The organism is Kosakonia radicincitans DSM 16656 (genome assembly GCF_000280495.2).
GTDB classification, from domain to species: Bacteria; Pseudomonadota; Gammaproteobacteria; order Enterobacterales; family Enterobacteriaceae; genus Kosakonia; species Kosakonia radicincitans.
This window is the reverse complement of sequence record NZ_CP018016.1, coordinates 339645-354367: the sequence shown is the minus strand read 5'-3', so window position 1 is coordinate 354367 and position 14723 is coordinate 339645. Positions and strand designations below refer to the sequence as shown.

Sequence of the window (14723 nt, the reverse complement as noted above, 5' to 3'; positions counted from 1 at the left end):
TGGATAATTATGTTCGTTTCCGCACATTCTGCGTGTCCACCAGCGCCATCGCCAGCCCAATCACCATGCCAGCCGTGTGCGCACCGGTAGCAATCTCAAAGCCCATAGCGCCGAACCACTCGGCGACCATCAGCGCGACCGTAAAAATAAACAGCCCATTCGGTAACGCCACCTGAGGAATCGGATCGCGTACACCGTGCAGCCAGACATAACCAATCAGCGCATACACCACGCCGGATAAACCGCCAAACCACGGGCCGGTAAGTTGGTGCTGCACAAAACCGCTTAATAAGGCGCTAATCAGGGTAATGACCACCAGTTTGCCGGTGCCGAGACGCTTTTCCACCGCTCCGCCAAGATACCACCACCAGAACAGGTTGAAGAGGATGTGCACCAGCGAAAAATGCATTATTGCGTGAGTGAAGTAACGCCAGATCTCAAACTGTACGCTGGCATCCCACGGCCAGGCGAGCCACATCATCACGGTTTGATCGCCAATCACGCTCATCACCACGAAGACAAACACGCAGAGCGCGGTCATCAGTAGCGTCAATGGCCCGCCGCGTTCGCGAATAGCCGCCGTCAGGGGAAAACGACGATAGCGCAGGCCGCTGTCGACCTGCCCGGATTGCCAGCTCGCCGCCAGATAACGCGGGTCGGCAGGATTTTCGATAAAGCGCGCCAATTCATTTTTGACGCGCTCAGTCTGGCTCTCATCTGCCAGCCAGATATCGCTTTGCTCGTGATGTTGAATGGTGAGGATCACGCCCTGGGTCTGCATATAATCGACAAACGCCTGGGCGACGCGAGGGTTAGTAAAAGAGGTAATCATCAACATGGCGGGCGTCGCTTAATCCATACAAAGAGAGACAGTATAGCGGCACGGGACGGATGCCTAAAGCGTACCGTGCGCCACTTCCGCCGGGAAATGACGTTGCCAGGCGTCGAAACCGCCGTCAACGCTGTAGACCTGATCGTATCCCTGCTGGAGCAGGTATTGCGCTGCACCTTTGCTGCTATTGCCGTGGTAGCACATCACCATCACCGGGGTATCGAAGTCGTTGTCGCGCATAAACGCGCCCAGCGTATCGTTGGTCAGATGGAATGCGCCCGGCGTATGCCCCATCGCGAAGCTTTGTGGATCGCGGATATCCACCAGCACCGCCTGCTGCTGATGCAATTTCTGATGGGTTTCTTCTACGTTAATGCATTCAAAGTGATCCATGACGTTCTCTTAATTGACACAGGAAATGGCTATTCTGCCGTCAAGTGTACGTCGTGACGGCGGGTAAACGCCATTATGTTATGCATATCACTCTAAATTGTTTTTTTGATGTTACCAAAAGCGCGTTCCTTTGCTATCATGAGCGATAACGAACATTTATGAGCTTTAACGAAAGTGCGTGAGGGCAGCATGGAAACCAAAGATCTGATTGTGATAGGCGGGGGCATCAACGGTGCCGGCATCGCGGTAGACGCCGCAGGGCGTGGTTTATCCGTGCTGATGCTGGAAGCGCAGGATCTGGCCTGCGCGACATCCAGCAACAGCTCCAAACTGATTCACGGTGGCTTGCGCTACCTTGAACACTACGAATTCCGCCTGGTGAGCGAAGCGCTTGCCGAGCGCGAAGTGCTGCTGAAAATGGCACCGCATATCGCTTTCCCGATGCGTTTTCGTCTGCCGCACCGCCCGCATCTGCGTCCGGCGTGGATGATCCGCATTGGTCTGTTTATGTACGACCACCTTGGAAAACGCACCAGCCTGCCGGCCTCAGCCGGTTTGCGTTTTGGCTCAGAATCGGTGCTGAAACCGGAAATCGTGCGCGGTTTCGAATATTCCGACTGCTGGGTGGACGATGCGCGTCTGGTACTGGCGAATGCGCAGATGGTGGAGCGTAAAGGCGGCAAAGTACTGACCCGCACCCGCGCCACCAGCGCGCGCCGTGAAAATGGTCTGTGGATTGTTGAAGCGGAAGATATCGACACCGGAGAAAAATATAGCTGGAAGGCGCGCGGTCTGGTGAACGCCACCGGTCCGTGGGTCAAACAGTTCTTTGACGACGGTATGCATCTGCCTTCGCCGTACGGTATCCGCCTGATCAAAGGCAGCCATATTGTGGTGCCGCGCGTACACTCGCAGAAGCAGGCCTATATTCTGCAAAACGAAGACAAGCGTATTGTCTTTGTTATTCCGTGGATGGATGAGTTCTCCATTATCGGTACCACCGATGTAGAGTACAAAGGCGATCCGAAACACGTTGAGATCGATGAAAACGAAATCAACTACCTGCTGAAAGTCTATAACGCGCACTTTAAAAAACAGCTCACGCGCGACGATATCGCCTGGACTTACTCCGGCGTGCGCCCGCTGTGCGACGACGAATCCGATTCGCCGCAGGCCATCACCCGCGACTATACGCTGGATATTCATGATGAGAACGGCCAGGCTCCGCTGCTGTCGGTGTTCGGCGGCAAGCTGACCACCTACCGCAAACTTGCCGAGCATGCGCTGGAAAAACTGACGCCGTACTACAAAGGCATTGGCCCGGCGTGGACAAAAAATTGCGTACTGCCAGGCGGCGATATCAGCGGCGATCGCGACGACTACGCGGCGAAACTGCGCCGTCGCTATCCGTTTATCAGCGAATCGCTGGCGCGCCATTTTGCCCGCACCTACGGCAGCAACAGCGAACTGCTGCTGGCAAACGCCACCCGCATTGAAGATTTGGGAGAACACTTCGGTCACGAGCTGTATGAAGCCGAACTGCGTTACCTGGTTGAACATGAATGGGCGCGCCGCCTTGATGATGTGATCTGGCGTCGAACGAAGCTGGGAATGTGGCTGAATGCCGAAGAGCAATCCCGCGTGGCGCAGTGGTTAACGCGTCATAACAAAGCGGAATTATCGCTGGCGTCGTAATGGTTGTGCCGGATGGAGGCTACGCCTTATCCGGCCTGAGTTCTGCATGTTTGCAGGCCCGGTAAGCATCACGCTACCGGGCCTGCATCGTTACAGTCGTACCGGATCGATATGCCAGATATATTCGGCGTACTCCTGAATCGTACGATCCGACGAGAAATACCCCATATTGGCGATATTGTGCATCGCTTTGGTGGCCCACTCTTCCGGATGGAGGTACAACTCATCCACCTTATCCTGGCAATCAACATAACTGCGGAAATCCGCCAACACCTGGTAATGGTCGCCAAAGTTGATGAGCGAATCCACCAGATCGCGATAGCGGCCGGGCTCGTTCGGGCTGAACTGCCCGGTGGCGATTTGCGTCAGCACCTGATGCAGTTCTTGATCTTTCTCGTAGTATTCGCGCGGCGAATAACCTTTGCGTCGCAGCGCCTCAACTTCATCTGCCGTATTGCCGAAGATAAAGATATTCTCCGCGCCGACATGCTCCTGCATCTCAACGTTGGCGCCATCCAGCGTACCAATTGTCAGCGCGCCGTTAAGGGCGAACTTCATATTACTGGTACCGGAGGCTTCCGTACCCGCCAGGGAAATCTGCTCTGACAGATCCGCCGCCGGAATGATCACCTGCGCCAGGCTAACGCTGTAGTTCGGGATAAACACCACTTTCAGTTTGTCGCCGATTTGCGGATCGTTATTGATCACCTGCGCCACATCGTTGATCAGGTGAATAATATGCTTCGCCATGTAATACGCCGAAGCGGCTTTCCCTGCGAAGATATTGACGCGCGGCACCCACTGAGCGGTGGGATCTTCTTTGATACGGTTGTAACGCGTGATGACATGCAGGACGTTCATCAACTGACGTTTATATTCATGGATACGCTTGATCTGCACATCGAACAGCGCTTTTGGATTCACCACCACATTAAGCTGATGGGCAATGATCTCCGCCAGCCGCTTTTTGTTCTCCAGCTTGGCCTGCCGCACAGCCTGGTTAACCAGCGGATAATCAATATGCTGCTCCAGCTCGCTCAACTGGCTGAGATCGGTACGCCATGTACGCCCAATATGTTCATCCAGCACGCCGGAAAGTGAAGGGTTGGCCAGCGCCAGCCAGCGTCGCGGCGTCACGCCGTTGGTGACGTTGAGAAAACGCATCGGGAAAATAGCAGCAAAATCGGCAAACAGCGACTGAACCATCAAGTTGGAGTGCAGCTCAGACACGCCGTTGACTTTATGGCTGATCACCACTGCCAGCCATGCCATGCGCACACGGCGGCCGCTGGATTCGTCAATGATCGACGTCCGGCTCAGCAGCGCGGTGTCGTTCGGGTACTGCTCCTGCAACGTTTTCAGGAAATAATCATTAATTTCGAAAATGATTTGCAGATGACGCGGCAAAATTTTGCCCAGCATATCCACCGGCCAGGTTTCCAGCGCTTCACTCATCAACGTATGGTTGGTGTAAGAGAAGACCTGACAGGTGACTTCAAACGCTTCATCCCATTCGAATTTATGTTCGTCGATCAACAGGCGCATAAGCTCCGGAATCGACAGCACCGGATGGGTGTCATTGAGGTGAATGGCGATTTTATCCGCCAGATTGCTGAAGGTTTGATGCAATTGATAGTGGCGGCTGAGGATATCCTGCACGGTCGCTGAAACGAGGAAATACTCCTGCCGCAGACGCAGTTCACGCCCGGAATAGGTGGAGTCATCCGGGTAGAGCACGCGGGAGACGTTTTCCGAGTGGTTTTTATCTTCCACCGCCGCAAAGTAGTCGCCCTGGTTAAATTTACCGAGGTTGATTTCGCTACTGGCCTGCGCATTCCATAGGCGTAGAGTGTTGGTCGCATCGGTGTCGTAGCCGGGAATGATCTGGTCGTAGGCTACCGCGAGGATCTCCTCGGTTTCCACCCAACGGCTCCGCTTGCCTTCCTGCTGAACACGCCCGCCAAAGCGCACTTTATAGCGCGTATTGTGGCGTTTGAATTCCCACGGGTTGCCGTATTCCAGCCAGTAATCCGGCGATTCCTTCTGCCGACCGTCGACGATATTTTGCTTAAACATTCCGTAGTCATAACGGATGCCATAGCCGCGACCGGGCAAGCCCAGCGTCGCCAGCGAATCCAGGAAACAGGCCGCCAGCCGCCCGAGGCCGCCATTACCGAGGCCGGGGTCGTTCTCTTCATCAATCAGCTCTTCAAGATCGAGCCCCATCTCTTCCAGCGCGTTTTTCACGTCGTCATAAATACCCAGTGAAAGCATGGCGTTGGAGAGCGTGCGGCCAATCAGAAACTCCATCGATAAGTAGTAGACCTGGCGGACTTCCTGGGAAAGTTGCGCGCGGGTGGAACGCAGCCAGCGCTCCACCAGACGATCGCGCACGGCGAACAGCGTGGCGTTCAGCCATTCATGGCGGTTAGCAATAGCTGGATCTTTACCGATGGTGAACATCAGTTTATAGGCAATCGAATGTTTTAATGCCTCAACGCTCAACGTCGGTGAGGCATAAGTAAATGGCGCATTCATATAAGTGATTCCTGGAAAACTATTTCAACCGAAGATAAAGATCGCGATAAGACTGCGCTGCGACCTGCCAGCTAAAATCCATGGCCATCGCCTGGCGCTGTACAAAACGCCAAAGCGAAGGTCGGGACCACAACACGAAAGCACGCCTGATCGCCCTTAACAGCGACCAGGCATTACTGTCTTCAAAAGCAAAACCGGTAGCGATGCCATCCGCCAGATTTTCCAGCGAACTGTCGGAAACAGTATCCGCCAGCCCGCCGGTTCGCCGCACCAGCGGCAACGTCCCGTACTTCAGACCGTACAACTGCGTTAAGCCGCACGGCTCAAAACGGCTCGGCACCAGAATGACATCCGCGCCGCCCATAATGCGGTGGGAGAACGCTTCGTGGTAGCCAATCTGTACGCCAACCTGACCCGGATGCTCCGCCGCCGCCGCGAGGAAACCTTCCTGCAAGACCGGATCGCCCGCGCCCAGCAGCGCCAGTTGGCCGCCCTGTTCCAGCAGGCCTGGCAAAGCTTCCAGCACCAAATCCAGCCCTTTCTGGCTGGTCAGACGGCTGACCACGGAGAACAGCGGAACTTTGTCGTTGACCTTCAGCCCCATGGCGATTTGCAACTGACGTTTGTTCTCCGCTTTCTCTTCCAGCGTATCCCGCGTGTAGCGCGCGCCGAGAAGCAGATCCGTCGCCGGATCCCAAATCTTCTCATCCACACCATTCAGAATGCCGCTGAGGCGGCCCTCCTGCTGGCGCTGGCGCAGTAATCCTTCCATGCCATAGGCATATTGCGGCTCGGTGATCTCCCGGGCGTAGGTGGGGCTAACGGCGGTAATATGATCCGCGTAATACAGCCCCGCCTTCAGAAATGAAATCTGTCCGTTAAACTCCAGCCCGTGCATGTTAAAGAATGACAATGGCAACTGGATGTCATTCATATGATGGGCAAAAAACATCCCCTGGTAGGCAAGGTTATGGACGGTAAAAACCGACTTTGCCGGGTGCCCTTTCGCCGCCAGATAGGCCGGAGCCAGCCCCGCATGCCAGTCGTGCGCATGAACCACATCCGGACGCCAGAAAGGATCCAGTCCGGTGGCCATCTCGCTGCCCACCCAACCGAGCAGCGCAAAACGCAATACGTTGTCAGTATAGGCAAATAAATTGGTATCGTGATAAGGACTGCCGGGGCGCGCATATAAATGCGGCGCGTCGATCAGGTAGATCCCTACTCCATTGAAATGCCCAAACAGCAACGTGATGGGCCCGGCAAAGGTCTCCCGGCGGGAGACCACCTGAGCATCGCTCACGCCGCGGCGTATATCCGGGAATGCAGGCAACAGTACGCGTGTATCAACACCACCGGCGATTTGCGCCGCAGGCAATGCACCAATAACGTCCGCCAGACCTCCGGTCTTCAGCAACGGAAACATTTCAGAACAGACATGTAAAACCTGCATTATCGCTCCTGTTCAAATCCATACGGCAAGGATGGCCGTCAGGGGGGGAAACAGCGCGCGGACCTCTTCCGCGCAAGGTTTCAATTCACTTATCAGCCTTGCAGTTTGCGTAGCATCTCTCGCGTTACCAGCACGATGCCCTCTTCGGAGCGGTAAAATCGGCGCGCGTCTTCTTCTGCGTTTTCACCGATCACTGTGCCTTCCGGGATCACACATCCTCTGTCGATAATGCAGCGGCGCAAGCGGCAGGAGCGCCCTATCCAGACCTCCGGCAATACCACCGACGAATCAATATTGCAGAAGGAGTTGACGCGTACGCGATAGAACAACACCGACTGCACAACGACCGAGCCTGAAATAACGCACCCGCCAGCCACCAGCGAGTTCAGCGTCATGCCGTGGCTGCCCGATCGATCCTGAACAAATTTCGCCGGAGGCAGAGATTGATTATAGGTACGGATAGGCCAGTTTTGATCGTACATATCCAGTTCTGGCATCACCGACGCTAAATCGAGGTTCGCTTTCCAGTAAGCTTCAAGCGTTCCCACATCGCGCCAATATGGTTCTGAATTCGGATCCGATTGCACACAGGATTGCGGGAAAGGATGTGCATAGGCCATGCCAGATTTGACGATTTGCGGAATGATGTCTTTACCGAAGTCATGGCTGGAGTTCTCGTTTTTATCATCCTCCTCCAGCAGGTCGTACAGATATTCGGCATCAAAAATATAGATCCCCATACTGGCCAGCGCCTTGCTGTCATCGCCGGGCATAGAGGGCGGATTCGCCGGTTTTTCGACGAAGTCGACTACCTTGTCCTGCTCATCAACCGCCATCACGCCAAAAGCGGTTGCTTCGTGAATGGGCACCGGCAGGCAGGCCACGGTGCAACGCGCCCCTTTTTCGACATGGTCGAGCAGCATGCGCGAGTAATCCTGCTTGTAAATGTGGTCGCCCGCCAGAATGACGATATATTCCGCGCGATAACGGCGAATAATATCGAGGTTCTGCGTCACCGCATCTGCCGTGCCGCGATACCAGTTTTCGCCATGCACACGCTGCTGGGCAGGCAACAAGTCGACAAACTCGTTCATCTCGTTATTGAAGAAAGACCAGCCGCGCTGAATATGCTGAACCAGTGTGTGGGATTGGTACTGAGTTATCACCCCAATACGGCGAATACCGGAGTTGATGCAGTTGGAGAGCGCAAAATCGATGATGCGGAATTTACCGCCGAAGTGAACCGCCGGCTTGGCGCGTTTTTTTGTTAAATCTTTCAGGCGCGTCCCGCGCCCGCCCGCCAGAATCAGGGCGACGGATTTCAAGGGCAACTGGCGCGCTAACATTGTAGGGTCGTTCTTATCTAATCTCACCATGACAGACTCCGTTTTTATGACCGCTGAAATACGCATACTCCATGCGCAGGCCCATGCCAGGCAGTTATCACTACCGGATTGTCCTCTCCGGCAAAGGGAGGAATGGCGTGCCATCCTCCTCGGGGCAAAACCATTTCTGCAACATCGCTGGTTGCGTTAATGGCGATTAAAACCGTATCGGAGAGCAGAATTTGTAAGCGCAGAGCCCCGTGCTGCCACGCCTGCGCCGTCAACGGTTGTCCGGCGTGATCCAGCCAGGCTACACTGCCGTCTCCTTCTTCCCACCAGACGTCGCGCGTCAAAGCGGGGATCCGTTGACGTAACTGGATAAGCGCAGCAGTGAAGTGCATTAGCCCGCTATCCGCATGCTGCCAGCTCAGCCATGTCAGCGCGTTATCCTGACAGTACGCATTATTGTTACCGTGCTGGCTGTGCCCCAGTTCATCTCCGGCCAGCAGCATCGGCGTTCCCTGAGAAAGTAGCAGCGTGGTCAGCAGCGCATGCACGCTGGCGCGCCGCCGTTCTACCACATCAAAACTGCCGCCCAGGCCCTCGTGTCCATGATTATTGCTGTGGTTTTTATCGGTGCCGTCGCGATTGTCCTCGCCGTTCGCCTCGTTATGCTTATGGCTGAAGCAGACACAATCACGCAAAGTAAAACCATCGTGCGCGGTGATCAGATTGACCGAAGCCGACGGCAAACGGCCCGCACGTTTAAACAGATCGCTGGAGGCAGCAAACCGCCCGGCCAGCTCGCCCAGCGACAACGACTGTTCCAGCCAAAAACGACGCGTCGCGTCGCGGAAATGATCGTTCCATTCGGCAAACGGTGCGGGGAAATTCCCCACCTGGTAGCCGCCAGGGCCGATATCCCACGGCTCGGCGATCAGTTTCAGATCGCAAAGTAGCGGATCGTTTTTGATCGCGCTAAACAGCGGCGCCTGCGGATCAAAACCCGGTGTGCGTCCCATTACTGTCGCCAGATCGAAGCGAAAACCGTCAATGTGGAATGTCTCCACCCAGTAACGCAGGCAGGCATGCGCATAGTCCACGCCTGCAGGATGGCTCAGGTTCAGCGTGTTGCCGCATCCGGTCCAGTTGTGGTAATCGCCATCGTCTCTGATCCAATAATAGGTACTGTTATCAATGCCGCGCAGGGAGAAAGTCGGCCCATCGAGATCGGTTTCGGCGCTGTGATTAAGCACAATATCGAGGATCACTTCGATGCCCGCCTGATGCAGCGCCCTCACCGCTTCGCGGAACTCATTGATGGCCTGTTGCGGATCGCTGGCATAGTGCGGATGGAGCGCAAACAGCGCCAGCGGGTTATAGCCCCAGTAATTAGAAAGCCCCAGCCGTTGCAGGCGCGGCTCACTGGCAAAATGAGCGACGGGCATCAGCTCCAGCGCGGTGATGCCAAGCTGCTTAAACCAGGCAATCATCAACGGATGCCCCAGTGCCTTATAGGTGCCACGGATATTTTCCGGTAACTGAGGATGAAGCCAGGTGAGCCCTTTGACGTGCGCTTCGTAAATGACGGTGTTGCCCCACGGCGTGCGCGGCGGCACATCGTCTTGCCAGTCGAACGCGTCATGTACTACCACACTGCGCAAGCCAAGCGAGGCATTATCGTGAGGATCCGGCGAATCATAGCCGTCATGGAACAGCGGGCTGTCAACGGCTTCGCCGTCGACGCGTTTCGCGCAGGGGTCGAGCAAAAGTTTTGCTGGATTAAAACGGTGGCCTCGCGCCGGTTCCCAGGGGCCATGTACGCGGTAGCCATAGTGCAGGCCGGGCTTTGCGCCGCTGAGAAAACCGTGCCAGATATCCCCGGTGCGGCCAGGCAGATCGACGCGCTGTTCGTTACCTTCATCATCGAACAGGCACAACTCGACGCGCTCCGCATGGGCGGAAAACAGCGTAAAATTAACGCCGTCCGCCTGCACTTCTGCGCCGGGCGGCAACGATTGCCCCACCGTCAGCTTCGTCATTCCCCCTCCCGCACCAGCCATATAGTCGCCAGCGGCGGTAACGTCAGCAGTAGCGAGTGTTCACGCCCCCGGTTAGCAATTGCATCGCTGTGTACCACGCCGCCATTACCGGTATTGCTGCCGTGGTAGTGCATCGAATCGGTGTTTAACTCCTCGCGCCAGCGGCCGGGCTGATTGATACCAAAGCGATAATCGTAGCGCGGCACCGGCGTAAAGTTACTGGCGACAATGATTTCGTTGCCCTGTTTGTCGCGCCGGACAAAGACAAACACCGACGCTTCATGATCATCCACCACCAGCCACTCAAAACCGTACGGGTCAAAATCCACCTCATGCAGCGCTTTGTGGTGACGGTAGAGATGGTTCATGTCGCGCACCAGCCGCTGTACGCCGTGGTGCCAGTTGTCGCCACCCTCAAGAAGATGCCAGTCCAGGCTGCCGTCGTGGTTCCACTCGCGTCCCTGGGCAAATTCGTTGCCCATAAACAGTAATTTTTTACCAGGGAAAGCCCACATCCACGCGTAGTAAGCACGCAGATTGGCAAACTTTTGCCAGGCATCGCCGGGCATTCTGTCGAGGATCGATTTCTTGCCGTGAACCACTTCGTCATGGGACAGCGGCAGGATAAAGTTTTCGCTGTAGTTGTAGAGAATGCCGAAGGTGAGTTTATCGTGGTGGTACTTGCGATACACCGGATCGAGCTTCATGTAGTCCAGCGTGTCGTGCATCCAGCCCAGATTCCACTTGTACCAGAAACCCAGCCCGCCCTGAGAAGGCGGCCGCGAAACACCGGCAAAATCGGTGGACTCTTCCGCCATACTGACAACGCCCGGCGCCTGCTCGCCGAGAATGCGGTTGGTGTTGCGCAGAAATTCAATCGCTTCCAGGTTCTCGCGCCCACCATACTCATTGGGGATCCACTCGCCCTCTTTGCGGCTGTAGTCGCGGTAGATCATTGAGGCCACCGCATCGACGCGCAGCGCATCAATACCGAAGCGTTCGATCCAGTAGAGCGCGTTGCCTACCAGATAGTTACTCACTTCGCGACGCCCGTAGTTATAGATCAGCGTGTTCCAGTCCTGGTGATAGCCTTCGCGCGGATCGCTGTGCTCATACAACTTCGTCCCGTCAAACTCCGCCAGGCCAAAATCGTCCGACGGAAAATGCCCCGGTACCCAGTCGAGGATCACCCCCAGCCCGGCAGCATGAGCGGTATGAATGAAGTGCAGAAAATCATCGCGGGTGCCAAAGCGGCGGGTCGGCGCGTACAGCCCGGTCGGCTGATAGCCCCAACTGCCATCAAAGGGGTGCTCATTCACCGGCATCAATTCAAGGTGGGTAAATCCCATCCATTTGGCATACGGCACCAGTTGATCGGCCAGTTCACGATAGCTGAGCCAGAAGTTGTTGTCGGTATGGCGACGCCAGGAACCAAGATGCACCTCATAAATACTGATTGGTGCATCAAACTGGTTTGCCCGTTTGCGCTCATCGCTCTGGGTTTTCTTGCCCGGCAGACCGCAGATCAGCGAGGCACTGTCCGGACGCATCTGGGCTTCAAAGGCGTAAGGATCGGCCTTAATCTTCAACCTGCCGTTTGCATCACGGATCTCGAATTTGTAGAGCTGACCGTTGAGCGCGCCAGGAATGAACAGCTCCCAGATCCCGCTTTCACGACGCAAGCGCATAGGATGACGGCGGCCGTCCCAGTAGTTGAACTGCCCAACCACCGAAACTCGTTGTGCATTCGGCGCCCAGACGGCGAATCGCGTTCCCACCACGCCATCCATCGTATCAGCATGCGCACCCAGCGTTTCATAGGGGCGCATATGTGTTCCTTCACTGAGCAGCCAGCTATCCATATCCTGCAACAGCGGGCCGAAACGATAGGGATCATCAATCAGATTCTGCTGGCCATGCCAGATCACAGCAAATTGATAACGGAAAGGATTTTTGCGGCGCTCCATCACGCCGCTGAAGAAGCCCCGTGAATCCAGGCACTCCAGTTGTCCTACTTTGCGCCCGGTTTTCGGCTCAATGACCCACACTTCAGTGGCGTCAGGCAACAGAGCGCGAACTTCAATACCGGCATCGGTACAATGCATGCCAAGAACGGAGAAAGGGTCGGCAAAACAGCCGGAAATTAGTGCGTTAATCACGTCTCTGTCGATATGAACAGACATGGCTTTCATCCTGTTATGGTGGTATCGCGCTTTCCACCGCCGTTTCACGCGGTTGCGATACTTTTTGAACCTGAACGGAGCAGCACAAATGTGCGCATCCTCTATGCTCCGTCCCGCTTTCAGGTAAGGTGTTCAGACACCTTACTTAAAGCATAGCCAACACTTTTCAACTCCTGAGAAAATAAACACATCAACCACATTTTCCGGTAAAAACTCATAAAAAAAGGTGCCGAAGCACCCTTTTTTTATTTTTCTCTTACGCCAGTTGGCGCAACATTCGACGCAATGGTTCCGCTGCGCCCCACAATAGCTGGTCGCCAACGGTAAAGGCGGAGAGGAACTCCGGCCCCATATTCAGTTTGCGCAGACGGCCAACCGGCGTGGTCAGCGTACCGGTGACAGCCGCAGGCGTCAGTTCGCGCATGCTGATTTCGCGATCGTTTGGCACCACTTTGGCCCACGGGTTGTGCGCAGCCAGCAGCTCTTCCACGGTCGGAATTGACACATCTTTTTTCAGTTTGATGGTAAACGCCTGGCTATGGCAGCGCAGCGCGCCGATACGTACGCACAGACCGTCAACCGGGATGGTGGACGCCGTGTTGAGAATTTTGTTGGTTTCGGCCTGGCCTTTCCACTCTTCGCGGCTCTGGCCATTATCGAGCTGTTTGTCGATCCACGGGATCAGGCTGCCCGCCAGCGGTACACCGAAGTTATCAACCGCCAGTTCGCCGCTGCGGGTCAATGCTGTCACTTTGCGCTCGATGTCGAGGATAGCCGAAGCCGGATCCGCCAGTTCTGCCGCCACATGGCTGTGCAACTGGCCCATCTGCGTCAGCAGTTCGCGCATATGACGCGCGCCGCCGCCAGAAGCCGCCTGGTAGGTCGCTACAGAGACCCATTCCACCAGATCGTTAGCGAACAGACCGCCCAGCGACATCAGCATCAGGCTGACGGTACAGTTGCCGCCAACAAAGGTTTTGATGCCATTGTTCAGGCCGTCATTGATCACCGCCTGGTTAACCGGGTCGAGGATAATAATGGCGTCATCTTTCATGCGTAAAGAAGATGCTGCGTCAATCCAGTAACCCTGCCAGCCGCTTTCACGGAGCTTTGGATAGATTTCGTTGGTATAATCGCCGCCCTGGCAGGTGACAATAATGTCGAGTGCCTTCAGCGCTTCCAGGTTGAACGCGTCCTGAAGCGTACCTGCTGCATGGCCGCCAAACGCGGGTGCAGTCTGCCCAAACTGGGAAGTGGAAAAGAAGACAGGGCGAATGGCGTCGAAATCGCGCTCCTCAACCATGCGTTGCATGAGTACAGAGCCGACCATTCCACGCCAGCCGATAAAACCAACATTTTTCATAGCGAAAGTTCCTGCAGAGGTATGTGCTGAAGATGTGTACCAGTATCCCACTGGGCCAGTGCTCACATTACAAAATGCAGCCAAAGTCGCAAGTGAAATTAATCAATGATAGCGAATGCATCAGAAATGCGGCTAATTACTGCAAGTTGGCCGCCAGCGTCAGGGATAATAATAAATGAGTGAAATCATCTCCGCAGCGGTGTTGTTGATCCTGATAATGGATCCGTTAGGCAACCTGCCCATTTTTATGTCGGTGTTAAAACATACCGAGCCGAAACGCCGCCGGGCGATCATGATCCGCGAACTGCTGATCGCCCTGCTGGTGATGTTTATCTTCCTATTTGCCGGGGAGAAAATCCTCGCACTGCTCAATTTACGCGCGGAAACGGTGTCGATTTCCGGCGGCATCATTCTGTTCCTGATCGCCATTAAGATGATTTTCCCCAGCGAAACCGGCAGCAGCTCCGGCCTGCCCGCTGGTGAAGAACCGTTTATCGTGCCGCTGGCGATTCCGCTGGTTGCTGGCCCTACGCTGCTGGCAACGCTGATGCTACTTTCACATCAGTATCCAAACCAAATGAGTCATCTGGTGATTGCGCTGTTAATCGCCTGGGGCGGAACGGTCGCCATTCTGCTGCAATCGACGCTGTTCTTACGCCTGCTCGGCGAGAAAGGGGTGAACGCGCTGGAACGCCTGATGGGGCTGGTTCTGGTGATGCTCGCCACCCAGATGTTCCTCGACGGCATTCGGGTGTGGATGAAGGGTTAACGACTGAAACGCCGGGTGGTGGTTTTGCCTTATCTGGCCTACAGATATTGATAACAATCGACGAGACAGCTAAACACATTCATAAAAAAGGCAGCGACCAAACGGCGCTGCCTTTTTCTTTACGAAGAAC

At 55.4% G+C, this 14723-nt stretch carries 10 protein-coding genes; 2 read left to right on the top strand and 8 right to left on the bottom strand.

The annotated features are described in order from the left end of the window. Positions 1–7: 7 nt before the first annotated feature. Together glpG and glpE are read right to left on the bottom strand one after the other, a co-directional pair. Positions 8–838 carry a rhomboid family intramembrane serine protease GlpG gene (gene glpG / locus Y71_RS01635; RefSeq protein ID WP_007369727.1) on the bottom strand — a complete coding sequence of 277 codons (831 nt, stop codon included), beginning with the start codon at positions 836–838 and terminating at the stop codon, positions 8–10. A gap of 57 nt (positions 839–895) precedes the next feature. Next, positions 896–1225 (bottom strand): thiosulfate sulfurtransferase GlpE, encoded by a 330-nt coding sequence (gene glpE / locus Y71_RS01630; RefSeq protein WP_007369726.1) that lies wholly within the window; start codon positions 1223–1225, stop codon positions 896–898. 189 nt (positions 1226–1414) lie between these two features. Here glpE and glpD point away from each other — a divergent pair, with 189 nt between their 5' ends. Continuing rightward, positions 1415–2920: a glycerol-3-phosphate dehydrogenase gene (gene glpD / locus Y71_RS01625; protein WP_007369725.1), complete on the top strand. Its 1506-nt coding sequence runs from the start codon at positions 1415–1417 to the stop codon at positions 2918–2920. A gap of 90 nt (positions 2921–3010) precedes the next feature. Here the strand turns inward: glpD and glgP are convergent, their stop codons facing one another. The 6 genes from glgP to asd all read right to left on the bottom strand — a co-directional run bounded on the left by glgP (position 3011) and on the right by asd (position 13824). Next, complete coding sequence (gene glgP / locus Y71_RS01620) at positions 3011–5458, bottom strand: glycogen phosphorylase (protein WP_007369724.1); 2448 nt, start codon at positions 5456–5458, stop codon at positions 3011–3013. A gap of 19 nt (positions 5459–5477) precedes the next feature. Further along, positions 5478–6911 (bottom strand): glycogen synthase GlgA, encoded by a 1434-nt coding sequence (gene glgA / locus Y71_RS01615; protein WP_007369723.1) that lies wholly within the window; start codon positions 6909–6911, stop codon positions 5478–5480. A 92-nt stretch (positions 6912–7003) separates the two neighbouring features. Next, positions 7004–8287, bottom strand: a complete 1284-nt coding sequence (glgC, locus tag Y71_RS01610) for a glucose-1-phosphate adenylyltransferase (RefSeq protein ID WP_035888941.1) — start codon at positions 8285–8287, stop codon at positions 7004–7006. Positions 8288–8301: 14 nt separating this feature from the next. Then, positions 8302–10278: a glycogen debranching protein GlgX gene (gene glgX / locus Y71_RS01605; protein ID WP_007369721.1), complete on the bottom strand. Its 1977-nt coding sequence runs from the start codon at positions 10276–10278 to the stop codon at positions 8302–8304. Next, positions 10275–12461 (bottom strand): 1,4-alpha-glucan branching enzyme, encoded by a 2187-nt coding sequence (gene glgB / locus Y71_RS01600; RefSeq protein ID WP_007369720.1) that lies wholly within the window; start codon positions 12459–12461, stop codon positions 10275–10277. Before glgB ends, glgX begins: the two co-directional genes overlap by 4 nt. A 256-nt stretch (positions 12462–12717) precedes the next feature. Further along, positions 12718–13824, bottom strand: coding sequence for an aspartate-semialdehyde dehydrogenase (gene asd, locus Y71_RS01595; protein ID WP_007369719.1), 1107 nt, complete (start codon positions 13822–13824; stop codon positions 12718–12720). A gap of 175 nt (positions 13825–13999) precedes the next feature. On the opposite strand from asd, the gene Y71_RS01590 reads away from it, so the two are divergent. Then, complete coding sequence (locus Y71_RS01590) at positions 14000–14593, top strand: YhgN family NAAT transporter (RefSeq protein ID WP_007369718.1); 594 nt, start codon at positions 14000–14002, stop codon at positions 14591–14593. Positions 14594–14723: the final 130 nt, after the last annotated feature.

Excerpts from the sequence above, each read along its gene's own strand:
- Y71_RS01590 (WP_007369718.1), top strand. The coding sequence starts at position 14,000 with ATGAGTGAAATCATCTCCGCAGCGGTGTTGTTGATCCTGATAATGGAT.
- glgA (WP_007369723.1), bottom strand. The coding sequence starts at position 6,911 with ATGCAGGTTTTACATGTCTGTTCTGAAATGTTTCCGTTGCTGAAGACC.
- glpD (WP_007369725.1), top strand. The coding sequence starts at position 1,415 with ATGGAAACCAAAGATCTGATTGTGATAGGCGGGGGCATCAACGGTGCC.
- glgP (WP_007369724.1), bottom strand. The coding sequence starts at position 5,458 with ATGAATGCGCCATTTACTTATGCCTCACCGACGTTGAGCGTTGAGGCA.
- glgC (WP_035888941.1), bottom strand. The coding sequence starts at position 8,287 with ATGGTGAGATTAGATAAGAACGACCCTACAATGTTAGCGCGCCAGTTG.
- asd (WP_007369719.1), bottom strand. The coding sequence starts at position 13,824 with ATGAAAAATGTTGGTTTTATCGGCTGGCGTGGAATGGTCGGCTCTGTA.
- glpG (WP_007369727.1), bottom strand. The coding sequence starts at position 838 with ATGTTGATGATTACCTCTTTTACTAACCCTCGCGTCGCCCAGGCGTTT.
- glgX (WP_007369721.1), bottom strand. The coding sequence starts at position 10,278 with ATGACGAAGCTGACGGTGGGGCAATCGTTGCCGCCCGGCGCAGAAGTG.
- glpE (WP_007369726.1), bottom strand. The coding sequence starts at position 1,225 with ATGGATCACTTTGAATGCATTAACGTAGAAGAAACCCATCAGAAATTG.
- glgB (WP_007369720.1), bottom strand. The coding sequence starts at position 12,461 with ATGTCTGTTCATATCGACAGAGACGTGATTAACGCACTAATTTCCGGC.